General features: G+C 68.2%; 21 protein-coding genes. 14 read left to right on the plus strand and 7 right to left on the minus strand.

Annotation, left to right across the window (positions count from 1 at the left end):
• Positions 1-88: 88 nt before the first annotated feature.
• Positions 89-1,273 (minus strand): RtcB family protein, encoded by a 1,185-nt coding sequence (locus ACXZ1E_RS11535; RefSeq protein WP_458040630.1) that lies wholly within the window; start codon positions 1,271-1,273, stop codon positions 89-91.
• A 336-nt stretch (positions 1,274-1,609) separates the two neighbouring features.
• On the opposite strand from ACXZ1E_RS11535, the gene ACXZ1E_RS11540 reads away from it, so the two are divergent.
• Positions 1,610-2,002: an ester cyclase gene (locus ACXZ1E_RS11540; protein ID WP_458040631.1), complete on the plus strand. Its 393-nt coding sequence runs from the start codon at positions 1,610-1,612 to the stop codon at positions 2,000-2,002.
• Here ACXZ1E_RS11540 and ACXZ1E_RS11545 read toward each other — a convergent pair.
• Positions 1,991-3,010: a TerC family protein gene (locus ACXZ1E_RS11545; RefSeq protein WP_458040632.1), complete on the minus strand. Its 1,020-nt coding sequence runs from the start codon at positions 3,008-3,010 to the stop codon at positions 1,991-1,993. The genes ACXZ1E_RS11540 and ACXZ1E_RS11545 overlap by 12 nt on opposite strands.
• 314 nt (positions 3,011-3,324) lie before the next feature.
• On the opposite strand from ACXZ1E_RS11545, the gene ACXZ1E_RS11550 reads away from it, so the two are divergent.
• Entirely contained in the window at positions 3,325-4,437 is a 1,113-nt protein-coding gene (locus ACXZ1E_RS11550; RefSeq protein WP_458040633.1) for an NAD(P)-dependent alcohol dehydrogenase, read from the plus strand.
• Here ACXZ1E_RS11550 and ACXZ1E_RS11555 read toward each other — a convergent pair.
• Both ACXZ1E_RS11555 and ACXZ1E_RS11560 read right to left on the minus strand, forming a co-directional pair.
• A complete protein-coding gene (locus ACXZ1E_RS11555) occupies positions 4,412-4,843 on the minus strand; it encodes a VanZ family protein (protein ID WP_458040634.1) in 432 nt (143 codons plus the stop codon). The genes ACXZ1E_RS11550 and ACXZ1E_RS11555 overlap by 26 nt on opposite strands.
• Positions 4,844-4,871: 28 nt before the next feature.
• Entirely contained in the window at positions 4,872-5,816 is a 945-nt protein-coding gene (locus ACXZ1E_RS11560) for an SDR family oxidoreductase (RefSeq protein WP_458040635.1), read from the minus strand.
• 183 nt (positions 5,817-5,999) lie between these two features.
• Here ACXZ1E_RS11560 and ACXZ1E_RS11565 point away from each other — a divergent pair, with 183 nt between their 5' ends.
• Both ACXZ1E_RS11565 and ACXZ1E_RS11570 read left to right on the plus strand, forming a co-directional pair.
• Positions 6,000-6,836 (plus strand): helix-turn-helix transcriptional regulator, encoded by an 837-nt coding sequence (locus ACXZ1E_RS11565; RefSeq protein ID WP_458040636.1) that lies wholly within the window; start codon positions 6,000-6,002, stop codon positions 6,834-6,836.
• 31 nt (positions 6,837-6,867) lie between these two features.
• Positions 6,868-7,944 (plus strand): DNA glycosylase AlkZ-like family protein, encoded by a 1,077-nt coding sequence (locus tag ACXZ1E_RS11570; protein ID WP_458040637.1) that lies wholly within the window; start codon positions 6,868-6,870, stop codon positions 7,942-7,944.
• 9 nt (positions 7,945-7,953) lie between these two features.
• Here ACXZ1E_RS11570 and ACXZ1E_RS11575 read toward each other — a convergent pair whose 3' ends face one another.
• Positions 7,954-8,979, minus strand: a complete 1,026-nt coding sequence (locus ACXZ1E_RS11575) for an NADPH:quinone reductase (protein ID WP_458040638.1) — start codon at positions 8,977-8,979, stop codon at positions 7,954-7,956.
• A gap of 182 nt (positions 8,980-9,161) precedes the next feature.
• Between ACXZ1E_RS11575 and ACXZ1E_RS11580 the strand changes: the two genes are divergently transcribed.
• The 4 genes from ACXZ1E_RS11580 (at position 9,162) to ACXZ1E_RS11595 (ending at position 13,756) form a co-directional block, all read left to right on the plus strand.
• Positions 9,162-10,433: a DUF222 domain-containing protein gene (locus ACXZ1E_RS11580; RefSeq protein ID WP_458040639.1), complete on the plus strand. Its 1,272-nt coding sequence runs from the start codon at positions 9,162-9,164 to the stop codon at positions 10,431-10,433.
• A gap of 319 nt (positions 10,434-10,752) precedes the next feature.
• Positions 10,753-11,787, plus strand: a complete 1,035-nt coding sequence (locus tag ACXZ1E_RS11585) for a pyridoxal-phosphate dependent enzyme (RefSeq protein WP_458040640.1) — start codon at positions 10,753-10,755, stop codon at positions 11,785-11,787.
• Positions 11,784-12,944: a cystathionine gamma-synthase gene (locus ACXZ1E_RS11590; RefSeq protein ID WP_458040641.1), complete on the plus strand. Its 1,161-nt coding sequence runs from the start codon at positions 11,784-11,786 to the stop codon at positions 12,942-12,944. The genes ACXZ1E_RS11585 and ACXZ1E_RS11590 overlap by 4 nt, the downstream gene beginning before the upstream one ends.
• Before the next feature lie 5 nt (positions 12,945-12,949).
• Positions 12,950-13,756, plus strand: coding sequence for an NADPH-dependent oxidoreductase (locus ACXZ1E_RS11595; protein WP_458040642.1), 807 nt, complete (start codon positions 12,950-12,952; stop codon positions 13,754-13,756).
• A 2-nt stretch (positions 13,757-13,758) separates the two neighbouring features.
• Here the strand turns inward: ACXZ1E_RS11595 and ACXZ1E_RS11600 are convergent, their stop codons facing one another.
• Positions 13,759-14,802, minus strand: coding sequence for a LacI family DNA-binding transcriptional regulator (locus ACXZ1E_RS11600; protein WP_458040643.1), 1,044 nt, complete (start codon positions 14,800-14,802; stop codon positions 13,759-13,761).
• A 149-nt stretch (positions 14,803-14,951) separates the two neighbouring features.
• Here ACXZ1E_RS11600 and arfA point away from each other — a divergent pair, with 149 nt between their 5' ends.
• From arfA to ACXZ1E_RS11630, 6 genes are read left to right on the plus strand one after another with little or no spacing between them, the layout of a single operon-like run.
• Positions 14,952-16,478, plus strand: coding sequence for an arabinosylfuranosidase ArfA (gene arfA / locus ACXZ1E_RS11605; protein ID WP_458040644.1), 1,527 nt, complete (start codon positions 14,952-14,954; stop codon positions 16,476-16,478).
• Complete coding sequence (locus ACXZ1E_RS11610; protein WP_458040645.1) at positions 16,439-18,793, plus strand: glycoside hydrolase family 3 N-terminal domain-containing protein; 2,355 nt, start codon at positions 16,439-16,441, stop codon at positions 18,791-18,793. The genes arfA and ACXZ1E_RS11610 overlap by 40 nt, the downstream gene beginning before the upstream one ends.
• Entirely contained in the window at positions 18,790-19,770 is a 981-nt protein-coding gene (locus tag ACXZ1E_RS11615) for a sugar phosphate isomerase/epimerase family protein (RefSeq protein ID WP_458040646.1), read from the plus strand. Before ACXZ1E_RS11610 ends, ACXZ1E_RS11615 begins: the two co-directional genes overlap by 4 nt.
• Complete coding sequence (locus ACXZ1E_RS11620; RefSeq protein WP_458040647.1) at positions 19,767-21,509, plus strand: dihydroxyacetone kinase family protein; 1,743 nt, start codon at positions 19,767-19,769, stop codon at positions 21,507-21,509. The genes ACXZ1E_RS11615 and ACXZ1E_RS11620 overlap by 4 nt, the downstream gene beginning before the upstream one ends.
• Positions 21,506-21,985 carry a ribose-5-phosphate isomerase gene (locus ACXZ1E_RS11625; protein WP_458040648.1) on the plus strand — a complete coding sequence of 160 codons (480 nt, stop codon included), beginning with the start codon at positions 21,506-21,508 and terminating at the stop codon, positions 21,983-21,985. The genes ACXZ1E_RS11620 and ACXZ1E_RS11625 overlap by 4 nt, the downstream gene beginning before the upstream one ends.
• Positions 21,982-22,935, plus strand: coding sequence for a 3-hydroxyacyl-CoA dehydrogenase family protein (locus ACXZ1E_RS11630; protein WP_458040649.1), 954 nt, complete (start codon positions 21,982-21,984; stop codon positions 22,933-22,935). The genes ACXZ1E_RS11625 and ACXZ1E_RS11630 overlap by 4 nt, the downstream gene beginning before the upstream one ends.
• An 18-nt stretch (positions 22,936-22,953) precedes the next feature.
• Here ACXZ1E_RS11630 and ACXZ1E_RS11635 read toward each other — a convergent pair whose 3' ends face one another.
• Positions 22,954-24,309: an aminotransferase class III-fold pyridoxal phosphate-dependent enzyme gene (locus tag ACXZ1E_RS11635; protein WP_458040650.1), complete on the minus strand. Its 1,356-nt coding sequence runs from the start codon at positions 24,307-24,309 to the stop codon at positions 22,954-22,956.
• Between the last annotated feature and the right edge of the window lie 18 nt (positions 24,310-24,327).

Below are 24,327 nucleotides of genomic sequence, written 5' to 3' on the forward strand. Positions count from 1 at the left end.
GTCGAGCGGGATGTGGAGGGTTCTCGAACTCCGCTGAGGGCAGGGGATCGGATGCCACCCGACCCCCTGCTCTGACATTCGCCGCGGCTCAGTCGCCCTTCACGTTGACGATCTGCCGCAGGGTGTGCCGCACCGTGACCAGATCGGCGGCATCCGCCATCACCTGATCGATCGGCTTGTAGGCCTGCGGAATCTCGTCGAGAAAGGCATCGGTGTCCCGGTATTCGATGCCCACCATCGCCTCACGCAGCTGCTCGTGCGTGAACGTCTTGCGGGCCGACGTGCGCGAGTGCTCCCGCCCGGCACCGTGCGGAGACGAGTTGAGCGAGAGCGGGTTGCCCTTGCCCTCCACGACGTACGACGCCGTGCCCATCGACCCGGGAGTCAGCCCGGGGCGACCGGCATCCGCCATGATGGCTCCTTTTCGCGAGACCCACACCCGCTTGCCGAAGTGCATCTCGGACTCGGTGAAGTTGTGGTGGCAGTTGATCCGCTCGAGCTCCTCGACACCCGAGCCGTCAACGCCCGTGCCGAGGAAGCGGCCGAGCTGGTTCGCGACGCGGTCCATCATCTCTTCGCGGTTCAGCAGTGCGAATTGCTGAGCCCACCGCAGTTCGCTGATGTACCGCGTGAACTCCGGCGTGCCCTCGACCAGGTAGGCCAGGTCGGGGTGCGGCAGCTCGATCCACCACTGCTTCGCGAGCCGCTGCGCGACCTTGATGTGGTGCTGGGCGATCTTGTTGCCGACGCCCCGTGACCCGGAGTGCAGGAACATCCACACCGCGTCGGTCTCGTCGACCGAGATCTCGATGAAGTGGTTGCCGCTGCCGAGCGACCCGAGCTGGTTGCGCCAGTGCCCCGCGTACGCGGCGGGATCGAACCCGGCCTGCGTGGCGAGGTCTTCCAACTCGGCAACCCGTGGTTCTGCTGTCGCGACGATCTTGCGGTTGTCGCGGCCGGCAGACAGCGGGATGGCGCGCTCGATCTGCTCGCGGAGCTCTACGAGGTCGCGTCCGGACAGATCCGAGCGGGTGAACGCGGTCTTGACCGCGATCATGCCGCAGCCGATATCGACGCCGACCGCCGCGGGCATGATGGCCCCGAGTGTCGGGATCACCGATCCCACCGTCGCGCCGAGCCCGAGGTGTGCATCGGGCATGAGGGCCAGATGTGGGTAGATGAACGGCATGCGCGACGATGTGCGGGCCTGGTCGATGGTCTTCTCGTCGATCAGGCTCGCCCACGACAGCAGGCGGTTCGTGAGCCTTTCCATGATTCCTTTCCTTCTTGTTGGGGTGGCGGGCCGCCCAGGTGATTCGGACGATCCGTCCCCGCCTCGCGGAAAAGGAAAACGCCCCGAACCTGTGCGGTGCGGGGCGTGAGAAAAGCGGATGCTTCTACACGGCCGGCGCCGGAGGGCACGACTCGTAGCGGAACTGGTTCTTCAGAACCAGCACCGTCGTATTGCGAAGCTCCCGCAGCGGGTTCATCGCGTCGTCCCCTCGGCCTGCCTTTGAGTGCCGTGCCGTCGGCACAGCCTTGCAACGCTAGCCAGGCTGCGGCTTCGGGTCAAGCACGGACCTCGTCGCGGGAACGCGAGAATGGACAGATGGAACCGTGGCAGATGCGCGAGTGGTACGCCGACTTCCTCGACGCCTACAACCGGCACGACCTCGCCACTATCCGCTCGTTTCTTGACCCTTCGGTTCGCCGGGCGCACCTGCCGAGCGGAGCGGATGCCTGGGTCGAAGACCTGGCGGATCTGTTCCGGGCGTTTCCCGACTGGCGGTGGCGACGCATCCAACTCGTCGTCGAAGACGATCGTCTTGCCGCGCACCTGCGAGCGGGTGGCACCCATGTCGCTGAGTTTCGCGGGATCACCCCGACTCGGCGCCACGTGAATGTCGCCGAGTTCGGGATGTACCGCGTCGTGAACGGACGGATCACCGAATTCACGGGCACCGCCGATCATGTCGAGCTGCTGAGTCAGCTACAGAGCTGAACCCTTCTCCGGCAGCTGCTCCTCCATCTGCTCGGCAACGGGCCGGGCGTCGTTCCGCGTCTTGATGAGGCTCGCGATCGTCGCCACGGCGATCGTCGCCGCGATGAAGAGCAGTGAGAACCAGATCGGGATCTCGGGTGCCCACAGCATGGGCTCGCCGCCGTTGATGAAGGGCAACTCGTTGACGTGCATGGCGTGCAGCACGAGCTTGACACCGATGAAGGCGAGGATCACCGCTAGCCCCTGCGCCAGGTAGACCAGGCGCTCGAGCAGCCCGCCGATCAGGAAGAACAGCTGGCGGAGTCCCATCAGGGCGAACGCGTTGGCGGTGAAGACGATATAGGCCTCGTTCGTCAGCCCGTAGATGGCAGGGATCGAGTCGACGGCGAAGATGAGGTCGACGAATCCGATCGCGATGATCGTGAGGAACATCGGCGTGACCCAGCGTCGGCCGCCCTTCCGCACGGTCAGCTTGTCGCCGTGGTACTCGTCCGTCACGGGGAGGTGGCGGCGCACGAAGCGCATGAACTTGCCGTCGGCCGGGTTCGAGTCGCCGTGGGCGAACGCCTGCCGGTAGGCAAGGAACAGCAAGAGGGCGCCGAAGAGGTAGAAGATCCACGAGAAGTTCTCGATCAGCGTCGCACCGACCGCGATGAAGATTCCACGCAGGATCAGGGCGATCACAATGCCGATCATCAGCACCTTCTGCTGGTAGATCTTCGGAACGGCGAAGCCGGTCATGACGATCAGGAACACGAAAAGGTTGTCGATCGACAAAGCCTTCTCGGTCAGGTAGCCGGCGAAGTACTCGCCGCCGTAGGTCCAGCCCGACACGACTCCGATGCCGACGCCGAACAGCAGCGCGAGGCCGATGTAGAACGCCGACCACCGCGCGGATTCGCCGATGGAAGGCTCGTGCGGTTTGCGGACGTGCGCGAAGAACTCGTAGACGAAGAACGCGATCGTGACGGCGATCGTGATGATCCAGATGAGCGGCGTGATGTTCAAGGGGTTCCCAACCGTGGCGTGAGCGAATCGACGCCAAGGTCTTCCCCATCCTCTGATCGAGGACCGGCGACCCGGGATGCTGTAAGCATCCGTAGTGACGAGCCGACCGTGTCGGGGTACTCCCCTTGGTGCGTCCAGCCTAGGAGGCGCTACCCCCGACTTCCTGAGCGAACGCTGGATGCGCCGACCCCCTTACAGCGTGTGAGCGGATAACGGAAGGGGGCGGGCATCGGCGACACATCCGCACACACTGGAAACCCAATCGACGACCAGATCGCGGCGGCGTACGAGTCGCCTTGACGAGAGGATCCTCCATGAGTTCCACCACGATCACCGCAGCAGTCATGCCCGCGCTCGAGGGCGAATTCGAGATGGCTCAGTTGACGCTCGACGCGCCCCGCGCGGGCGAGGTCCAGGTTCGGATGGTCGCCACCGGCGTGTGCCACACCGACATGGCCGTTCGGGACGGATGGATCCCGACCACGTTCCCGATAGTCCTCGGCCACGAGGGAGCCGGTGTCATCGAGAGCGTGGGCGACGGCGTGACGCACCTCGAGGTCGGCGACCATGTCGTCTTGACGGTCGCCAGCTGCGGCACATGCGTCGATTGCCTCAGCGGAAACCCGTCATTCTGTGCGAACTCGTACGAGCAGAACTTCGCGGGCGGACGACCGGATGGATCGACCTCGCTTGCCGATGACGAGGGCGGGCAGGTCAACTCCCACTTCTTCGGTCAGTCGGCATTCGCCACCTACGCGAACGTGCCGACGCGCAGCGTCGTCAAGGTTCGGGGGGACGTCCCTCTCGAGGTGCTTGCGCCACTCGGGTGCGGGGTCCAGACCGGTGCGGGCACTGTTCTGAAGGTCCTCCAGCCGCGGATGGACAGCACCCTCGTCGTCTTTGGCACCGGTGCCGTGGGCATGTCGGCCATCCTGGCGGCTCGAGTCGCGCGCGTGCGGACGATCGTCGCGGTCGATGTCGTTCCCGAGCGCCTCGAGCTCGCCCTCGAGCTGGGCGCAACGCACACGGTGAATGCGCGAGAGGCCGACACGGTCGAAGAGCTCGCCTCGATCAGCGGGTCCGGCGTCGACTACGCGATCGACACGACCGGGAACGCGGCGGTCGTGGAAGGGATGCTGCAGTCGCTCGGACACCGAGGGCACGCCATCTTCCTCGCCGCGGCGAACCCCGAAGCGGAGTCGAAAGTGAACCTGTCGCAGGCCGTGGCCCGGGCCATCCGAATCACCTCCGTCGTCGAGGGCGGTGTGATCCCTCAGCTCTTCATCCCCGAGATGATCGAGCTGTATCTGGCGGGGGAGTTCCCTTTCGACAAGCTGGTTCGGTCGTACCCGTTCGCCGAGATCGACCAGGCGTTCACCGACAGCGAGTCGGGCGAGGTCGTCAAGCCCGTGCTGACCTTCGGCTGACCACCAGCACGGCGATCATCAGGCCGAGCACGGCGCCCGACGCATTCGCGACGAGGTCGCGCGGGTGCGAGATGCGGTCGCCCAGCGGGATCTGCGCCAGCTCGATCGCGACGGTCACGGCCACAGGAATGATCACACGGGCGGCGCCCCGGAACAGAAGTCCCGCCACGAGCCCGAGCGGCAGGAACATCGCGACATTGGCCGCGACCTCGAGCGGTGAGCCACTCAGCCAGGTCGACGACCCGATCCAGGCGCGCGGGTTCAGGATGCCGTAGGGCTCCTGGTTGCCCTCGGTCGCCCAGGGGAGGGGGCGGAGCGTCACCCAGAGCACCGCGCACAGATAGAGCAGGCCGAGCGTAGCGATGACGGCGCGTGCCGGGCGTCCGGGGAGTTCTTTCGGGGTCACGGGGATAGCCTCCCCGGACGGGTCGCGTTCAGGCAATCGGCAGGGAGACTTTCGTGAGTTCTTCGGAGAATTCCCAGACACGCTGGGCGTCGTCGGCGCTTCGAAGCGGGCTGAAGAGTCCCTGCTCGGCGGGCGGTCCTCCGATCTGACCCACCCCGTTCGGCCCGAAGAGCCGGCCGCCCTTCGAGTCGGGTCCGGTGGCGGCGAGCAGAGCGGGCAAGCCCGCCGATTCGACCGTGCCGGCCAGGATGCCGCGCGCCGAAAGCCAGCGGATGACGCGAATCGATGACGTGTCTCCGTCTCGGCCGAGCTCGGGACGCGCCGCGAGCAGGCTCGTCGGTGCGACGCCGGGGTGCGCGAGATTGCTCGTGATGCCCCAGCCCAGTTCCTTGCTGCGGCGGTCGAGTTCGAGCCCGAACAGGCCGAACGCGATCTTGGACTGGCTGTAGGCCTTCCCGCCCGAGTAATTCTGCGTCCAGTTGAGGTCGTCCCAGTTGATGCCGTTCGAACGCGCCGCGATGCTGATCTGCGAGGTCACGCGCGCCCGACCGGCCCGGAGTAGCGGAAGCAGGTGCCCGACCAGCGCGAAGTGGCCGAGATGGTTGGTTCCGAACTGGAGCTCGAAACCGTCGACCGTCGTCTGACGGGTCGGCGGGGTCATGACCCCGGCGTTGTTGATGAGCAGGTGGATCGGTTCGCCCTCGGCGCGAAGCGTCTCACCGAGGGCCGCCACGGACTCGAGCGACGACAGGTCGAGATCGCGCAGCGACACCCGTGCGGTGGGCACCGTGGCGCGAATCGTGGCAAGCGCATTCTCGCCTTTGTGGCGATTGCGAACCGGGATGATCACCTCGGCGCCGGCCGCCGCCAGCCGCTGCGCCATGATCAGGCCCATGCCGTCGCTGGCTCCCGTGATCAGGGCTCGCTTGTCGGTGAGGGACGGGAGGGTGATGTCGATCTTCGTGCGTGCCATGCTGTGCTCCTCGAGGGAATCCGATGTCGTCGTTCGATGTCGTGTGCCTCCACGTTCGCCCGCGCCATCCCGCGTAGCCAGGACCCGACGATCCCCCGATGTGAAGGGGGGATCGTCGGACCGTGGCTCCGGTCGGGTGTGCGCGGTAGACATGAACCCAACCCATCGGACCGAAGGACGACCGTGATCGACCGCAGGGGACTGGCCGAGTTTCTCCGGGCGCGCCGGCAGGCGCTTCAACCCGAGGACGTGGGGCTGACGCGAGGTGCTCGGCGCAGGACCGCCGGTCTGCGGCGCGAGGAGGTGGCGGCACTCAGTCACATGTCGACCGACTACTACTCGCGCCTCGAGCGCGAGCGCGGGCCGCAGCCATCCGAGCAGATGTTGGCCGCCATCGCCCAGGGACTGCATCTCTCGCTCGAGGAGCGCGACCACCTGTTCCATCTCGCGGGGCACACCCCTCGCGCACGTGGCGCAAGCCGAGACCACATCAGCCCGGGAATGCTCCGCATCCTGGATCGTCTGGACGACACACCCGCCGAGATCGTCACGGAACTCGGCGAGACGCTCCGGCAGAGCAGGCTGGGCGTCGCGCTGATGGGCGACAAGTCCGGTCTCACGGGACCGGAGCGGAGTCTGGGATATCGGTGGTTCACCGACCTCGCGTCGCGCGACTTCTTCGCCCCCGAGGAGCACACGTTCCTCAGCCGCATGTACGCATCGGGTCTGCGCGAGATCACCGCCCTCCGGGGGCCCGATTCCCGCGCCGCGGAGCTCGCCGAGATGCTGCTCGAACGCAGCGACGAGTTTCGTCGGCTCTGGGCACAGCACGAGGTGGGGGTGAGGCCGCACGAGGTGAAGCACTTCGTGCATGCGGAAGTCGGCGCCCTCGAACTGCATTGCCAGCGGCTGATCGATCCCGGGCAGGCGCACTCGCTGATGGTCTACACGGCTGTGCCGGGTAGTGAGAGCTACGAGAAGCTGAACCTGCTCTCGGTCATCGGAGCGCAATCGCTCTGACAGGGGGCCGGCGTCCCGCTAACCTCGGCCCATGCATCGGCTGACACTCGACGAGGCGCGCCGTATCGCCGTGCGCGCGCAGTTGCTCGATGCCCGTCGGCCGGGCGATGTGGTCGAGGTCGCCGAGCAGATCGGCGCGATCAAGATCGACCCCACCGCCACGATCGCCCCCGCCGAGCAGACCGCACCGTGGAGCCGGATCGGCTGGGGCCACGAACCGGGCCAACTCCGCAAAGCCGTCGAGACCGACCGACTGCTATTCGAGAACGACGGATGCTTCTGGGCAGGAAGCCTGCTCGCCCCGACACTGTCGATCATGCGCCACGGGCCGCGCCGACAGGCGAAGGTCGACTACCTCGAGGCGAACGACGCCTTTCGCCTAGGCATCCTTGCTCGGTTGCGCGCCGGAGGCCCGCTCGCGGCATCCGAGTTCACCGACACGAGCGTCGTCCAACGCGACCGCTCGAGCGGTTGGTACGGCCCGAACGAAGTGCCACGGATGCTCGAGGTCCTGGCGAGGGTCGGCGAGGTCGCGATCGCCGGGCGGGCTGGCCGGCAGCGCCTGTGGGATCTTTCCGAGCGGGTCTACCCGGCCGACCTGCCGACGTTCGAGCCGGTCGAGGCGGAGGTGATATTGCAGCGGCGGCGTTTGCAGGCTGCCGGCATCGCGAAGCAGAACTCGCCCTGGATACCCGTGGGAACTGTGGGCGAACCCGCCGAAGTCGAGGGCGGCAGCTGGAAGTGGCGCGTCGACCCCGAGGCGATCGCCGCCCTCGACGACGACCCCGGTGGCCGCGCCGCGATCCTGAACCCGTACGACCGGATGCTCTTCGACCGGCCGCGCCTGACCGAGCTTTTCGAGTTCACCTACGTGCTCGAGCAGTTCAAGCCGAAGGCGCAGCGGGTGTACGGATACTTCGCGCATCCGATTCTCGTTGGCGACCGGGTCGTGGGGCTCTTGGATGCCGAACTCGACAAGAAGAGGGAGACGCTCGTCGTGCATGCCGTGCACGAAGTCGTGCCCTTCGACGGCGACGAGCGCGAGATGGTCGAGGCCGAGATTCGCGACCTTGCGGAATGGCTGGGGGTCGCGCTCGCCGGACGGTGATCGGGCGGGTCAGCTCGTTGCTACGTCGATGAGCGCCTTGCCGACGAGTCCAGCCTCGACCGCGTCGTGCGCTGTGGCGGTCTGCTCCAGAGCGAACCGCGTGATCGGCAACCCGGCTTCGTGTCCGACGGGGAGTGCTCCGTCGCGGAGCGCGGCCGTGACATCCTCGACGGCCGCCGCGATCGCGTCCGCCCCCATCGTGTACAGCAGCAGAAACTGGTACCGGATGTTGAGCGCGAAGTGCGTGCGGATGTCGAGCTTCATCTTGGCTCCACCGTCGGTCGCGTAGACGGCGACAGAGCCGTGGTTCGCCAGGACCGCGGCGTTCAGCTCTGCGTTCCGCGCGGGGGAGACCTCCACGACGATGTCCACTCCGTCTGGGGCAGCGGCGCGGATCTCGGCGGCTGCGTCCTGCTCGCGATAGTTCACGACGGTGTGCGCCCCGGCCGCGAAGGCGAGCTCCGCCTTGGCGTCGGAAGAGACGGTCGTGATGACGGTAGCGCCGGCCCAGCGGGCGAGCTGAATGGCGGCGTGCCCCACGGCACCCGCCCCGCCCGCGACGAGCACGGTCCGGCCCGCGAGTGCACCGGGGGCGAGCCGCGACGGCCCTCCGTCGTGCACGGTGAGCGCGCGATGCGCCGTCAGGGCGGGCACGCCCAGCGATGCGCCGACGTCGAACGAGACGCCTTCGGGAAGGGGCGCGACGAGATGAGCGGGCAGGACCGCGTACTCCTGAGCCGTGCCGGTGGGGCGCTCGAATGCTGCGAGAAAAACCCAGACCCGGTCGCCGGGCGAGAGCTGCTCCACACCCGGGCCGACGGCGTCGACGATGCCGGCGCCGTCCTGGTTGGGCACCTGATCCGGGAAGCGCGTCGGGACCGGCGCCCCGCCCGCGCGGCTCTTCCAGTCCGTCGGATTGACGCCCGAAACGATCACACGAACCCGAACCTCGCCCTCGCCGGGCTCGGGGGTCTGAGTGTCGACCTCGTGGAGGACGTCGGACGTTCCGGTCTGGAAGTAGACGATGGCGCGCATGGTGTGGGCAACCGGCCTGCGCCGTCGGGCATTCCCGTCGGGAGCTCTTGCGGCGTGTTCGGCTCGGGTAGGCGGCGGTCGTGCGGAGATGTGAGAAGTCTCATCTTTTCGGTTCGGATTCGGCGTGATTTGGGGGGCTTTTCGGGGCGTGGGTGTCGGTGGTGATCCGTAGAGTTTAGAACATGCATTCGATAGTTCGTGGGTTCGATGCCGAGTTCCGTGAACTCGCGCTCGACATCGATGAAGCACGGGAAGTGGTCGCGCGAGCGCAGGCGGCAGAAGCTCGCGTGTTCGCACGCGCAGCCGCGGTCGGGATGCGGCGGGTCGCCGAACTCGACTCACCGTCGTCGCGTGAGGCGGAACTGCCGATGCGTGCGTTGGCGGCGGAGTTGGGTGCGGCGGCCAGAATGTCTGACCGGACCGTGCAGCGCCGGATGAGCGATGCCGCAACCCTCACCGAGAAGTTTCCCGCAACGTTCCGGGCGTGGGATGAGGGACGGGTGAGTACCGGGCACGTTGCGGTGATCATGGAACACGGCCTCCCGATCACCGACTCGGACGCACGCGCCCTGTTCGAGACTGAAGCGCTGATGCGTGCCGAAGAAACCACACCGGGACGGCTGGGGTCATCCCTCGCGCGGCTTGCGGAGTCGCTGCAGCCGCGACCGCTCGCGGAACGGCACGAAGAGGCGCGTGCGTCGCGGGGTGCGTGTGTGCGGGACATCGGGGATGGGATGGCGGAGTTCAGCACCATCCAGCCCGCTGTGCTCGCGCATGCGATGCACGACCGGATCACGCAGCAGGCCCAGGCGATCAAGAACGCCGACCCCACGGATGTGCGGACGATCGATCAGATTCGTGCGGACCTCGTCGCGGACATGATGCTGACAACGACCCCCAACGTTGAAACGGGTTCCGGGTTCTCGGACGGGTTCGGGGGTCTCGGGGCGATCCGCGGGATCGTGAACGTCACGGTGCCCGCGCTGGCGCTGGCCGGCGTGACCGACGAGCCCGCCGAACTGGTGGGCCGATGCCCGATCGACCCGGCCACGGCCCGGCAACTCGCGGGACACGCGACCGGATGGGATCGCGTTCTGGCTGACCCGATCACCGGGTGCGTGCTCGCCGTGGACCGCTACACACCGTCCGCGGATATGAAACGGTTCCTGCGGGCGAGGGATCAGCACTGCCGATTCCCCGGATGCCGACAACCCGCCCACCGGTGCGACCGGGACCACACCCTCGACTACGCGCTCGGCGGCGAAACCGCCTGCTGCAACCTGGCCTGCTTGTGCAAACGACACCACACCCTGAAGGGCGAGACCGCGTGGACGGTCCGACAACTCGGCGGCGGAATCCTGGAATGGACCTCACCGGGCGGCCACGTCTACATCGACAAACCCCCGCCCGCGTTGGTCGTCTTCACCCCGAACACGGATCCACCCCCGTTCTGAGACACCGCGGTCGCTGAGCCCCCGGCCACTGAGCTTGTCGAAGTGACCCGCTGCGCCCTGCCCGCCCGGCGTGCGCGGCTCTGCTGCTCCCTTCGACGGGCTCAGGGATCGTCGGCACCTCAGGGCCGCTGAGCCGACGGTCGCTGCGCTTGTCGAAGTGCCCCGCTGTGCAGACCCGCCTAGGCATCCCGCAGCTCGCCTATGTAAACTATCCGCGTGCTGTCCTGTCGTTGTTGCCGCTGAGTGCTTCGCACTCGCCTCGACGACCCCTGACAACACCCCGCGACAACATCGCGGCCCCGCAGCTTGGACACATCCCGTGCGATACGCGCAGAGCGTCACCGACCTCATCGGAAACACACCCCTCGTTCGCCTGAATCACGTCACCGACGGCATCGCCGCCACGGTTCTGGCGAAGATCGAGTACTTCAACCCCGGCGGCTCATCCAAAGACCGCATCGCGGCCAACATCCTCGATGCCGCCGAGCGTGACGGATTGATCGGCCCCGGCGGCACGATCGTCGAACCCACGAGTGGCAATACGGGCGTCGGGCTGGCCCTCGTCGCGCAGCAACGCGGCTACCGCATGATCTTCGTCGTTCCCGACAAGTTCGCAGGCCCCAAGGTCGCCGTCCTCGAGGCCTACGGGGCCGAGGTCGTCGTCACCGACACGAGTGTTCCGCCGGAGGACCCCCGCTCGTACTACAGCGTCTCCGACCGCCTCGCCCGCGAGATCCCGGGCGCATTCAAACCGAATCAGTTCGCGAACCAGAACGGCCCCCGCGCACACTACGAAACGACCGGACCCGAGATCTGGAGTGCCACCGACGGACGCGTCACCCACTTCGTCGCGGGCGTCGGCACCGGCGGCACGATCACCGGCACAGGCCGCTACCTCCGTGAGGTCTCGGACGGCACGACCCGGATCGTCGGCGTCGACCCGATCGGCTCCATCTACTCCAGTTCCGACGTCCACGGTTACAAGGTCGAGGGCGTGGGCGAAGATTTCTGGCCCGAAACGTTCGACCCCTCCGTCGTGCACGAATGGCAACGCGTCTCGGACGCGGAATCGTTCGCGATGACCCGCCGTCTTGCCCGGGAAGAAGGACTGCTCGTCGGCGGATCGAGCGGGATGGCGGTCGTCGGCGCACTCCGCACCGCCCGCGAACTCGGACCCGACGACGTCGTCGTCGTGCTGCTCCCCGATCACGGCCGGGGCTACCTCGGCAAGATCTTCGACGACGGCTGGATGACCGACAACGGCTTCACGGTCGAGCCACCTGTCGATCGCCCCGAAGCATCCGCAACATCCGAAACGAAAACCGCAGACAATGCCGCAGGAGGCATCCGATGAGCACGTCCGAGTTCGCGGGCTTCGACAGCCTCGCCATCCACGCCGGCCAAGAGTTCGATCCCACCACGGGCGCCGTCATCCCGCCCGTGCACTTCTCGACCACCTATGCACAGGACGGCATCGGCGGCCTCCGCGGCGGGTACGAGTACGGCCGCAGCGGCAACCCCACCCGCACCGCGCTCGAGACCCAGCTCGCCGCGATCGAGGGCGGACGGCACGGTCTGTCGTTTGCGTCCGGACTCGCCGCAGAAGACGCCCTGCTGCGCTCGGTTCTGAAGCCCGGCGACGAGGTGCTTCTCGGCAACGACGTCTACGGCGGCACCTACCGCCTGATCGCCCGCGTGCTCGCACCGTGGGGCGTGGGTCTGCGGGTCGTCGACATGAGCGACCTCGATCAGGTCGCCGCCGCCCTCGAAGAACGCCCCGCGCGGATGGTGTGGGTAGAGACCCCCAGCAACCCACTCCTGCGCATCACCGACATCGCCGGCCTCGCACGCCTCGGACACGCCGCTGGCGCGGTCGTCGTGGTCGACAACACGTTCGCGTCGCCCGCGCTGCAGCGGCCACTCTCGCTCGGTGCCGACGTGGTCGTGCACTCCACAACGAAGTACCTCGGCGGCCACTCGGATGTCGTGGGTGGCGCGCTCGTCATGAACGACGACGCTCTCGCCGAGCAGGCGCGCTTCCTGCAGTTCGCGGCCGGTGCGGTGTCCGGTCCGCTCGATGCCTGGCTCACGACCCGGGGAATCAAGACCCTCGGTGTTCGGATGCAGCGGCACAGCGAGAACGGTGACGCCGTCGCACGCTTCCTCGATGCCCACCCCGGCGTCGCTCACGTCTACTACCCAGGGCTCGAATCCCACCCCGGGCACGAGCTCGCCGGGCGGCAGATGTCCGCGTTCGGCGGCATCGTCTCCCTCGCGCTGCCGGATGCCGCCACGGCCCGCCGTTTCGCCGAATCCACGCGCCTGTTCACGCTGGCCGAGTCGCTCGGCGGAGTCGAGTCCCTGCTCAATTACCCCGACGCGATGACCCACGCATCCGTTCGCGGCACCGAACTGGCCGTCCCGGAAGAGATCGTCCGGCTCTCGGTCGGTATCGAGAGCCGCGACGATCTTCTCGCGGACCTTGAGCAGGCACTCGCGGCGGCGGGCTGAGCGGCATGACGGACAGCGTGCTCCACCAGCGGTACGGGGGTGCCGTACCGGCATCCATCGCCCCCGCGAACGACGTCATCGCGCTGCTGCAGCGTCACCGTTCGGTGCGCAGCTTCACGGCCGAGGGCATCGACGACGAGACCGTCGCGCTCATCGTGTCCGCAGCCCAGTCCGCCGCCACGAGCTCGAACATGCAGGCCTGGTCGGTGATCGAGGTACGGGACCCCGACCACAAGGCCGCGGTCTCTCGGCTCGCGGGCGACCAGGCGTTCATCCGAGCGGCGCCCGTCTTCCTGATCTTCGTCGCGGACTGGGCACGACACCGCGCCGTCGCCGAGCACCGTGGAGAAACGGCCGAGGGTGTCGAGTACATCGAGAGCACGCTCGTCGGTTTCATCGACGCCGCCCTCGCCGCGCAGAATGCCACGATCGCCGCGGAGTCGCTCGGCCTCGGCGCGGTGTACGTCGGCGCCGTCCGCAATCGGCCCGAAGAGCTGGCGGGTCTGCTGGAGTTGCCGACCGGTGCGTTCCCGGTCATGGGGCTCGCTCTCGGACATCCCGACCCCACGGATCGGGCCGGAGTCAAGCCGCGCCTGCCGCAGGACGTCGTCCGGCATCGCGAGACCTATCGCCCCGCTCCCGACGACGCGATCGTGGCCTATGACGATGCCGTGCGCACGTACTACGCGGGCCAGGGGATGTCGCACGGATGGATTGGCACGATCCTCGGGCGCATCCGCTCGGCGACGACCCTGCGGGGCAGAGAAAAGATCCGTTCCGCCTTGGAGCGTCGCGGGCTGCCCTCGCGCTGAGCTCAGGCGCCGCCGTCGGAGAAGCCCGTCGATTCTCGCCCGATGACCCGGAAGTCGGGCTTGAGGGTGCGTGGCGGCATCCGTTCCCCCTTCTCCGCGATGCGCTCGATCAGCAGGTCGACCGCCAGCGTCGCGATGGTGGCGCGCCCCGAATCGACGCTCGTCAGCGAGGGAACGGAGAACCGTGTCTCGTCGATGTTGTCGAAGCCGATGACCGCGACCTCGGCGGGGACAGCGACGCCCGCCTCGCCCAGTGCACGCAGCGCGCCGAGACCCAAGGTGTCGTTCAGGGCGAACAGGGCGTCGAACGCGATGCCCTCATCGAGCAGCCTCCGCGTCGCTTCGGCGCCGGTCGCACGGCTCCAGTGCGGTGTCGGACGGATGAGTTCGGGCGCGAGCTCGATGCCTGCCGCCTCGAGCGCCTGCCGATAGCCCTGCAAACGAAGGGTGGCCGAGCTCGTCTCGGATCGCGCACCCTCGGCGGAGCCCTCGTCCGCGCCGACCACCGCGATGCGGCGTCGGCCGATCTGCAGCAGATGCTCGACGGCCGCGCGCGCCGACGAGGTGTTGTGCATCGTCACGTGATCCGTGGGTCCGCCGAAGATCCGCTCTCCCAGCAGCACCAGCGGCAGGTCGACATCGAGCGCCGCGGCGTCGTCCTGCCCGAGCCCGACCGGGCTGAGCAGGAGTCCGTCCATGAAGCGTCGACGACCTCCGGCCACGGCGAGCAGCTCGGCATCCCGATCGCCGTTGGTCTGCTCGACCATGACGCCGAGACCGCGTTCCTCCGCGGCACGGATGATGGCGTCGGCCAGTTCGGCGAAGTAGTTCTCGCGGAGCGCGGGAACGGCGAGGCCGATGACGCCGGTGCGCCCGGAGCGCAAGCCCTGGGCAGAAAGGTTGGGGCGATATCCGAGCAGGGCGATGGCGTCGAGGACGCGCTGTTTCGTTTCGGCTCGGACGTGGGGGTAGTCGTTGATCACGTTCGAGACGGTCTTGATCGAGACGTCCGCCACTCTCGCCACATCGCGCATCGTGGGACCCATCGATGCTCCTGTCGTCGGCCTGGCCGGGGACGTCGGGCGTCGCACCCACACGGTGGAAGAACACTATCCAGCTTCTGTTGACACGGATGTTCGGGCACGCGGTATCCTCTTCAACACAGATATACAACGTTGTAAATCGAAAGAGGATCATGATCGACGCTCGCATCACGCTCGACCCCCACTTCGCCGTGGGGTCCGTCAACCGTCGCCTGTTCGGCTCGTTCGTCGAGCACCTGGGCCGCTGCGTCTACGACGGGATCTACGAGCCCGGTCACCCGACCGCGGACGAGGACGGGTTCCGGGGCGACGTGGTCGAGCTCGTGCGCGAACTCGGAGTGTCGACGGTCCGCTACCCGGGAGGCAACTTCGTCTCGGGATACCGGTGGGAAGACGGGGTCGGGCCGCGCGATCAACGCCCGCGCCGCCTCGACCTGGCCTGGCACTCCACCGAGACCAATCAGATCGGACTGGACGAGTTCGCCACCTGGCTCGGCAAGGTCGATGCCGAGTTGATGTATGCGGTCAACCTCGGCACCCGCGGCGTGCTCGACGCGCTCGACGTGCTCGAATACGCCAACATCCGCTCGGGCACGGAGCTCTCCGACCGGCGCGTCGCGAACGGGCACCCCGAGCCGCACAACGTGCGCATGTGGTGTCTGGGCAACGAGATGGACGGACTGTGGCAACTCGGCCACCGGCCGGCGTACGAGTACGGCCAGATCGCGGCGCAGACCGCGAGCGCGTTGCGTCAGGTCGATCCCGACCTCGAGCTCGTCGTCTGCGGCAGCTCGGGCGCACAGATGCCCACGTTCGGCGAATGGGAGCGCATCGTGCTCGAGGCGACGTACGACGACGTCGACTACATCTCGTGCCACGCGTACTACGAACCCAAGGGCGAGGACTTCGGCAGCTTTCTGGCCTCGGCCGTCAATATGGACCGCTTCATCGAAGAGGTCGCGGCGACGGCGGACCACGTCAAGGCGCTCAAGCGCAGCGACAAGACGATGTACATCTCGTTCGACGAGTGGAACGTCTGGTACCAGTCGCGCTACAACGAGGTCGACAAGATCACGGATGTGCAGAGCTGGCCGGTCGCGCCGCGGTTGCTCGAGGACTCGTACTCGGTGATGGATGCCGTCGTGTTCGGCAATCTGCTGATCTCGCTGATCCGCCACGCCGACCGGGTGACGGCCGCGAGCCTTGCACAGCTGGTCAACGTCATCGCCCCGATCATGACCGAGCCCGGCGGGGCGGCGTGGCGGCAGACGACGTTCTTCCCCTTCTCGATCACGTCTCGTCTGGCACGCGGCGTAGCGCTCGAACTCAAACTCGATTCGCCCACCTATGACACCGACGAGTACGGCACGGCGGCCCTGATCGATGCCGTGGCGACGCGCGACCCCGAAACGGGCGACGTCGCGGTCTTCGTCGTCAATCGGAGCATGAGCGAGGAGGCGTCGTTCGAGATCGACACGAGCGCGCTCGGAGGTGTCGACATCGTGTCGGCGGTGTCGCTGCACGACGACGACGTCCACGCCGCGAACACCCTGGCCGACCGTGAACGTGTCGCCCCGCGCGAGAACGACACGATCCGTGCCCAGGACGGCAAGGTCGTCATCACGTTGCCGCCGGTCTCGTGGACCGCCGTCGCGCTGCGCGGGCGCCCGACGGCATGACGTCGTCGCCGTGGCGTGACACCTCGCTCGACACGGACGCGCGGGTCGAGGCGCTCCTGGCCGAGATGACGCCCGCCGAGAAGGCGGCTCAGCTTGGCAGCTACTGGGCCGATGAGCGGGATGCGACGCAGATCATCGCGCCGATGCAGGACGTGCTCTCACGTGGTCGTCGGCCCTTCGATGAGGTCGTGACGGATGGCATCGGCCATCTCACGCGCGTCTTCGGCACGACCCCGGTGACGCCGGCCGTCGGCATGGACAAGGTGCGGACGGCGCAGCGGCACCTGGAGGAGCGTACGCGCCTCGGCATCCCGGCGATCGTGCACGAAGAGTGCCTGACCGGCTTCACGACGTTCGGCGCGACGGTGTACCCCACGGCGATGGCCTGGGCGGCGGCGTTCGATGAGGACGCAGTCGAGCGGATGGCGCACGCCATCGGCTCGGACATGTCCGCGCTGGGGGTGCACCAGGGACTCTCCCCGGTGCTGGACGTCGTGACCGACTATCGCTGGGGGCGGGTGGAAGAGACGCTCGGCGAGGATCCTTACGTCGTCGCCACCCTCGGCACCGCCTACATGCGCGGGTTGCAGCGCGCTGGCGTCGTCGCGACGCTGAAGCACTTCGCCGGGCACGCCACATCTCGTGGCGGACGGAATCATGCGCCCGTGGCGATCGGCGAGCGTGACCTGCGCGATCTCGTGCTGCCGCCCTTCGAGATGGCGGTGCGCAGCGGCGGCGCGGGCAGCGTCATGAATTCGTACACCGAGACCGATCGCGTGCCGGCCGCCGCCGACAGGTGGCTGCTGACGGACGTCCTGCGCGGGGAGTGGGGCTTTGCGGGCACCGTCGTCTCGGACTATTGGTCGATCGCCTTCTTGAAGTCCAAGCACGGGGTCGCCGAGACGATGGCCGACGCCGGGAGGCTCGCCCTGCACGCGGGCCTCGACGTCGAGCTGCCGGACACCGCGGGCTACGGATTGCTGCACCAGGACGATCCTGATCCCGAGCGGACGAGCGCGGACATCGACACGGCGGTGCGGCGCGTGCTGCGACAGAAGATCGAGCTCGGACTGCTCGACCCCGAGTGGGCGCCGCGCGAACCGAGCGAGCGCGACCTCGACGGTGCCGCGAACCGCGCCATCGCGCGCGAACTCGCCGAGAAGTCGATCGTGCTCCTCGAGAACACAGGCGGGGTCCTGCCTCTGGAGTCCGGGGTGCGACGCGTGGCCGTCGTCGGCCCGGGCGCTGACGACCCGCGGGTGCTGCTGGGGGCGTATTCGTACCCGATTCACGTGATGCCGCGGCATCCGGAGCGGGGATTGGGCGTCGATGTCGTCTCCATTGCGGACGCGATCGTGAATGCTCTGCCGGGTGCCCAGATCGCGATCGAGCGGGGCTGCCCCCTCGACGAGCAGGCGGCGCCCGAGGACATCGAGCGGGCCGTGAGCGCCGCACGCGACGCCGAGATCGTCGTGGCTGTCGTCGGCGACCGCGCCGGGATGTTCGGTCGGGGCACATCGGGCGAGGGATCGGACGCACCATCGATCGACCTGCCCGGCGACCAGGGGCGGTTGGTCGAGGCCCTGATCGAGACGGGAACCCCGACGATCCTGCTCGTCGTGTCGGGGCGTCCCTACGCCCTCGGCGCCTACGTCGGGCGCGCCGCCGCCATCGTGCAATCCTTCATGCCCGGTATCGAGGGGGCCGGTGCGATCGCCCGAGTACTCACGGGCGAGGTGAACCCGAGCGGGCACCTGCCCGTGCAGATCCCGCGCACGAGCGCTGCCCTGCCCCACACCTACCTCGCGCCACCCCTCGGCCAGGACGGCGACCGCATCAGCAACCTGTCGATCGCGGCAGCATTCCCCTTCGGGCATGGCCTGTCGTACACGCGCTTCCGGATCTCGGATGTTTCGCTCGACCGCTCCGAGATCCCGAACGACGGGACCCTCATCGCATCCGTCGAGGTCACGAACACGGGCGAGCGCTCGGGCGCGACCGTCGTCCAGCTGTACAGCTCCGACCCCGTGGCGCAGGTCACCCGCCCAGTTCGTCAGCTCGTCGGCTACGCGCGGCTCGACCTCGCGCCGGGAGCGACGGCCCGCGTCGCGTTCGACCTGCACGCCGATCGGTTCTCCTTCACGGGGCTGGATCGCCGGCGTATCGTCGAGCCCGGTGTCATCGAGCTCGCGGCGGGGCTGTCGGTCGACGAGCGGACCGCCCCCGCCACCTTCTCGATCACGGGACCCGTCAGACGAGTGATCGAGCCCGTGCTCACGACCGGAATCGCCATCGACGTCAGGGAGACCCCATGACCGGACTGTCCGCACAGACGTGGCCGATCGCCGCCGCAGCACTGCCTTTCCCGGGGGTTGCGCCCGACGGGACGTCGATGACGGACGCCGATCCTGCCGCCTGGCACGACACCTTCGTCGAGGTCGCGGACGCCGGATTCGACCGCATCGACATCACGGACTCGTGGGTGCGCGTCGGCGACCTGTCGCCCGAGCGCCTCGACGCGCTGAGTGCCGCGGCGGACGATGCGGGCCTCGTGCCGAGTTCGATCTCGGCCATCCGGCGCAGCGTCATCGATCACGCGAACGGGGAGCAGAACCTCGCCTACAGCCACCGCACGCTCGACGCGGCCGCGCGGCTCGGCATCGAGACGGTTTCTTTCGGGCTGCATCAAGCCCTGACTCCTGAGCAGCAGCGGCAGCTCTGGTTCTGGACCGTCACCGGCCACGTCGATGACCCGGCGGATTGGGACCTGGCCGTCGCACGGCTGCGGGAACTCGGCCGGCACGCACAGGACATCGGCCTGATCGTGTCGCTCGAGATGTACGAGGACACTTTCCTCGGCACCGCCGATTCGGCGGTCCGGCTTGTGTCCGACATCGGGATGGATAACGTCGGCCTCAATCCCGACATCGGAAACCTTGTGCGCCTGCACCGGCCTATCGAGTCGTGGCGCGAGCTCGTCGAAAAGACGCTGCCCTATGCCAACTTCTGGCACGTCAAGAACTACGCACGCGACGAGGATGTCTCGCGCGACCACTACAGCGCCATGCCCGCGCCGATGGCGCACGGACTGATCGATTACCGGTGGGCGTTCGGGGTCGCGGTGCAGAGCGGCTTCCAGGGCGTGATCTGCGTCGAGAACTACGGCGGGGACGGCCTGTCGGTGTGCGCCGAGAACCGCGACTACCTGCGGCGGCACGTCTTGCCCAAGCGGCCGTACGAACCGGCGAAGAGCCTTGTGCGCCAGCCATCCGGATGGGAGGACCGCCCGTGACGCGCATTCTGAACGATCCCGCCCGGTTCGTGCCCGAGGCGCTCGCCGGCTTCGCCGCGGCGCACCCGGATCTGATTCGCACCGTCGACGGCGGGGTGGTGCGCGCCGCGCCTGGGCCAGCCGGCTCGGTCGCCGTCGTCGTGGGCGGAGGCTCGGGGCACTACCCGGCGTTCGCCGGGGTCGTCGGTCCGGGATTCGCCAGCGGGGCGGTCTGCGGCAACATCTTCACCTCGCCGTCGGCGGGGCAGGCGTACCGCGTCGCCAAGGCCGCGCACCGCGGCGGAGGCGTGCTGTTCAGTTTCGGGAACTACGCGGGCGACGTGCTGCACTTCGGCGAGGCGCAGGAGCGCCTACGGGCCGAGGGCATCGATGCGCGCACGGTGCTGTGCACCGACGACATCGCCAGCGCACCCGTCGATCAGCTCGAGAAGCGGCGCGGAATCGCGGGCGACTTCACGGTGTTCAAGATCGCCGGCGCCGCCGCCGAACGCGGCGACGACCTCGATTCCGTGGAGCGACTCGCGCGCCGCGCGAACGAGCGCACGCGAACGCTCGGCGTCGCCTTCGGTGGCTGCACCTTTCCCGGGGCGACCGAGCCGCTCTTCACGGTTCCCGACGGGATGATGTCGATCGGTCTCGGGATCCACGGCGAGCCCGGCATAGAAGACGTGCCCGTGTCCTCGTCCGCAGAGCTCGCGCGCACGCTCGTCGATGCGCTGCTCGCGGACGTTCCGGATGCTCGGGGCGATCGCGCCGCGGTCATCGTCAACGGACTCGGCACGGTCAAGTACGAGGAGTTGTTCGTGCTGTTCGGCGATGTCGCCGCGCGCCTGGACGAGGCGGGCGTCACGATCGTGCAACCCGAGGTCGGCGAGCTCGTCACGAGTCTCGACATGGCGGGGGTCTCGGTCACGCTGCTGTGGCTGGACGATGAGCTCGAGCCGCTGTGGGCGGCGCCCGCCTATACAGCCGCGTATCGGAAGGGTGCGGTGGGCCTCGCTCCCGCTGCCGCAGCCGGCGGAGTCGCGGACGTCGCGGACGAGGTCGAGGATGAACCCGCCATAGCCCGGCCCGAGGCATCCGCATGGTCTCAGGATGCTGCCCGCCGTGCCGCCGCGTACCTGTCGGCCGTGCGCCTGACCCTCGTCGAGCACGAGGGCGAACTCGGACGGATAGACGCCATCGCCGGCGACGGCGACCACGGGGTCGGCATGCGCACCGGTATTGAGGCGGCGTGCGCCGCCGCCGACCCGTCTGCCGGACTTGCGACGATGCTCGCCGACGCGGGAGACGCGTGGAGCGAGAAGGCGGGTGGCACCTCGGGCGCGCTGTGGGGTGCGGCGCTGCGCGCGATGGGGCGGGGGATGGACGACGAGTCCGCCACACCGCGAGAGGCGGTGGCGGCGGGTGCCCGTGCCGCGCTCGAGACGATCACGGCGCGCGGTGGCGCATCGGTGGGGGACAAGACGATGGTCGATGCCCTCGAGCCCTTCGTTCGGGTTCTCGAGGAGCAGATCTCTGCCGGCGCCGAGATCCCCGCGGCGCTCGAGACAGCGGCACGCGCCGCGACCGACGCTGCCGTCGCGACCAAAGCCCTGCGACCCGCGCTCGGGCGGGCCCGCCCCCTCGCCGAGAGGAGTATCGGACATCCGGATGCCGGCGCCACCTCGCTGGCCCTGATCGCCGAAACCGTGGCAGAGCGCTCACGCGCCCAGCACGAACGAGAGGACGCCTCATGAACCGACCCCTACGGATCGTCGTCGGCAGCGACGACGCCGGATACGAATACAAGTCCGCGCTGAAGGCGCTGCTCGAGGCGGATGAACGGGTCGAGCAGGTCGAGGACGTCGGGGTCGGCGGCGACGAACACACCGCGTACCCGCACGTCGCCGTCGAGGCGGCGCGACGGGTCGCCGCGGGCGACGCCGACCGGGCCCTGCTGATCTGCGGCACCGGGCTCGGCGTCGCGATCTCGGCGAACAAGGTGCCCGGGATCCGCGCCGTCACGGCCCACGACAGCTACTCGGTCGAGCGGAGCGTCCTGAGCAATGACGCTCAGGTGCTCACGATGGGTCAGCGCGTTATCGGGCTCGAGCTCGCCAAGCGGCTCGTGACCGAGTGGCTCGGCTATCGCTTCGACCCCGCCTCGGCGTCGGCCGAGAAGGTCGCCGCGATCGATTCGTACGACAACGCCCCGCGAAAGGACCTCTCATGACACGCATCGCGATCGTCGGAAGCGGCTACATGGGCGGCGGGATGGCCCAGGTGTTCGCCCTCGCCGGGCACGAGGTCGTCCTGGCCGACGTGACCGCCGAGATCGCCGCGGCGAATCTCGAGCGCGTGCGGCGCGAGACGGCGGAGTTCGAAGAGCAGGGCCTGTACCGGCCCGGTTCGACCGACCTGATCGACCGGAACATCTCGGCCGCGGCGTCAATCGAAGAGGCGGTTGCGGGGGCCGAGTTCGTCGAAGAGGCGGTTCCCGAGCGGATCGACATCAAGCACGACACGCTCCGCCGGATCTCGCTCGCGAGCCCCACAGCGGTGATCGGCAGCAACACGTCGACCATCTCGATCGGCACCCTCGCAGAAGCCGTCGAGAACCCCGGACGCTTTCTCGGGATCCATTTCTCCAACCCGGCGCCGTTCATCCCGGGTGTCGAGATCATCCCGCACGCGGCGACCGACGAGCAGACGATCGTGTTCGCCGAGCAGATCGTCGGAGGCTCGGGCAAGGTCACCGCACGGATCACCGATGCGACCGGCTTCGTTCTGAACCGGCTTCAGTACGCGCTGTTCCACGAGGCGACGCAACTCGTCGATGAAGGGGTTGCGAGCGTCGAAGACATCGATGCCGTGGTGCGGTCGACGTTCGGCTTCCGCCTGCCGTTCTTCGGTCCGTTCGCGATCGCCGACATGGCCGGGCTCGATGTATACGCCTTCTGTTATGCATCCCTGCAGACCGGATTCCCCGAACGATTCGCGACCCCCGAGATCCTCAGCGACCGGGTCGCGCGGGGCGAGCTCGGCACCAAGAGCGGCGGCGGATTCCGCGAGATCGAGCCGGAGCGCATCGCCGAGCTGGTCGCCTATCGCAACAAGGCATACGCCAAGATGGCCGAACTCCTCGAAGAGCTCGGGCCCTCGCCGTTCGAGGCGCGCGACTGATCGGCGACCCGCGCGCGGTCAGGCCGCGTACTCGTCGGTCACGTCGAGCGCCTCGTCGATGATGTCGAGGCCGCGCACCAGATCCTCCTCCGAGATCACGAGGGGCGGCGCGACGTGCATGCGGTTGAAGTGTGTGAACGGCCAGAGACCCGCGCTCTTGCACGCGGCGGCGAGGGCACCCATCGGTGCAGCATCCGGCCCGCTCGCGTTGAAAGGCACGAGGGGCTCGCGCGTCGCAGGGTCCTTCACGAGCTCGATCGCCCAGAACAACCCGAGCCCGCGCACCTCGCCCACTGACGGGTGGCGCTCGGCGATCGCGCCGAGCCGCGGCCCGACGACGCGTTCGCCGAGGTCGCGCACGCGCCCGAGGATGCCGTCGCGTTCGAAGACCTCGAATGTCGCGACGCCCGCGGCGCAGGCGAGCGGATGTCCCGAATAGGTCAGGCCCCCGGGAAACGCGACGGTGTCGAAGTGCTTCGCGATGCGGTCCGAGATCACCACCCCGCCGAGCGGGACGTACCCCGAGTTGATCCCCTTGGCGAACGTGATCAGGTCGGGCACGACATCGAACGCCTGGAAGGCGAACCACTCGCCGATCCGGCCGAAGCCGACCATCACCTCGTCGGCGATCAGGACGATGCCGTGCCGGTCGCAGAGTTCCCGCACGCCCGCGAGGTACCCCGGGGGTGGGATGAGCACGCCGTTGGTGCCGACGACCGTCTCGAGAATGATCGCCCCGATCGTCGATGCGCCCTCGAGAACGATGACCTGCTCGAGATGCTCCAGGGCGCGCTGCGACTCCTCCTCGAGCGACGATGCGTGGAAAGAAGACCGGTAGGCGTAGGGGCCGAAGAAGTGCGCCACGGAACCGTCGGCGGGTTCGTTCGCCCAGCGGCGCGGGTCGCCGGTCAGCGTGATCGCGGTCGAGGTGTTGCCGTGGTAGCTGCGATACATCGAGAGCACCTTGCGTTTGCCGGTCACCAGGCGCGCCATCCGCACGGCATTCTCGTTGGCATCGGCACCGCCGTTGGTGAAGAACACCTTGTTCATGCCGTCGGGTGCGACCTCGGCGATCCGGCGCGCGAGCTCACCGCGCACGTCGTTCGCCATCGAGGGCTGGATGGTGGCCAGGCGCCCGGCCTGCTGCTGGATCGCCGTGACGAGATCCGGATGCTGGTGGCCCAGGTTCAGGTTGACCAGCTGCGACGAGAAGTCCAGGTAGCTGTTGCCCGCGTAGTCCCAGAACGTGGCGCCCGACCCGCCCGCCACCGGAACGGGGTCGATGAGCGCCTGAGCGCTCCAGGAGTGGAAGACGTGGCCGCGGTCGTCGGCGCGGACCCGGGCATCGGCTTCGAGATCGGTGATGTTCGTCATGCGTTTCTCCGGATGGCC

This window comes from Pacificispira sp. HM-600 (assembly GCF_977993705.1).

What these genes read in the sequence shown, in the direction of transcription:
- ACXZ1E_RS11535 (WP_458040630.1), bottom strand. Translation starts at nt 1,273, where the DNA reads ATGGAAAGGCTCACGAACCGCCTGCTGTCGTGGGCGAGCCTGATCGAC.
- ACXZ1E_RS11540 (WP_458040631.1), top strand. Translation starts at nt 1,610, where the DNA reads ATGGAACCGTGGCAGATGCGCGAGTGGTACGCCGACTTCCTCGACGCC.
- ACXZ1E_RS11550 (WP_458040633.1), top strand. Translation starts at nt 3,325, where the DNA reads ATGAGTTCCACCACGATCACCGCAGCAGTCATGCCCGCGCTCGAGGGC.
- ACXZ1E_RS11560 (WP_458040635.1), bottom strand. Translation starts at nt 5,816, where the DNA reads ATGGCACGCACGAAGATCGACATCACCCTCCCGTCCCTCACCGACAAG.
- ACXZ1E_RS11570 (WP_458040637.1), top strand. Translation starts at nt 6,868, where the DNA reads ATGCATCGGCTGACACTCGACGAGGCGCGCCGTATCGCCGTGCGCGCG.
- ACXZ1E_RS11575 (WP_458040638.1), bottom strand. Translation starts at nt 8,979, where the DNA reads ATGCGCGCCATCGTCTACTTCCAGACCGGAACGTCCGACGTCCTCCAC.
- ACXZ1E_RS11580 (WP_458040639.1), top strand. Translation starts at nt 9,162, where the DNA reads ATGCATTCGATAGTTCGTGGGTTCGATGCCGAGTTCCGTGAACTCGCG.
- ACXZ1E_RS11590 (WP_458040641.1), top strand. Translation starts at nt 11,784, where the DNA reads ATGAGCACGTCCGAGTTCGCGGGCTTCGACAGCCTCGCCATCCACGCC.
- ACXZ1E_RS11595 (WP_458040642.1), top strand. Translation starts at nt 12,950, where the DNA reads ATGACGGACAGCGTGCTCCACCAGCGGTACGGGGGTGCCGTACCGGCA.
- ACXZ1E_RS11600 (WP_458040643.1), bottom strand. Translation starts at nt 14,802, where the DNA reads ATGGGTCCCACGATGCGCGATGTGGCGAGAGTGGCGGACGTCTCGATC.
- arfA (WP_458040644.1), top strand. Translation starts at nt 14,952, where the DNA reads ATGATCGACGCTCGCATCACGCTCGACCCCCACTTCGCCGTGGGGTCC.
- ACXZ1E_RS11615 (WP_458040646.1), top strand. Translation starts at nt 18,790, where the DNA reads ATGACCGGACTGTCCGCACAGACGTGGCCGATCGCCGCCGCAGCACTG.
- ACXZ1E_RS11625 (WP_458040648.1), top strand. Translation starts at nt 21,506, where the DNA reads ATGAACCGACCCCTACGGATCGTCGTCGGCAGCGACGACGCCGGATAC.
- ACXZ1E_RS11630 (WP_458040649.1), top strand. Translation starts at nt 21,982, where the DNA reads ATGACACGCATCGCGATCGTCGGAAGCGGCTACATGGGCGGCGGGATG.
- ACXZ1E_RS11635 (WP_458040650.1), bottom strand. Translation starts at nt 24,309, where the DNA reads ATGACGAACATCACCGATCTCGAAGCCGATGCCCGGGTCCGCGCCGAC.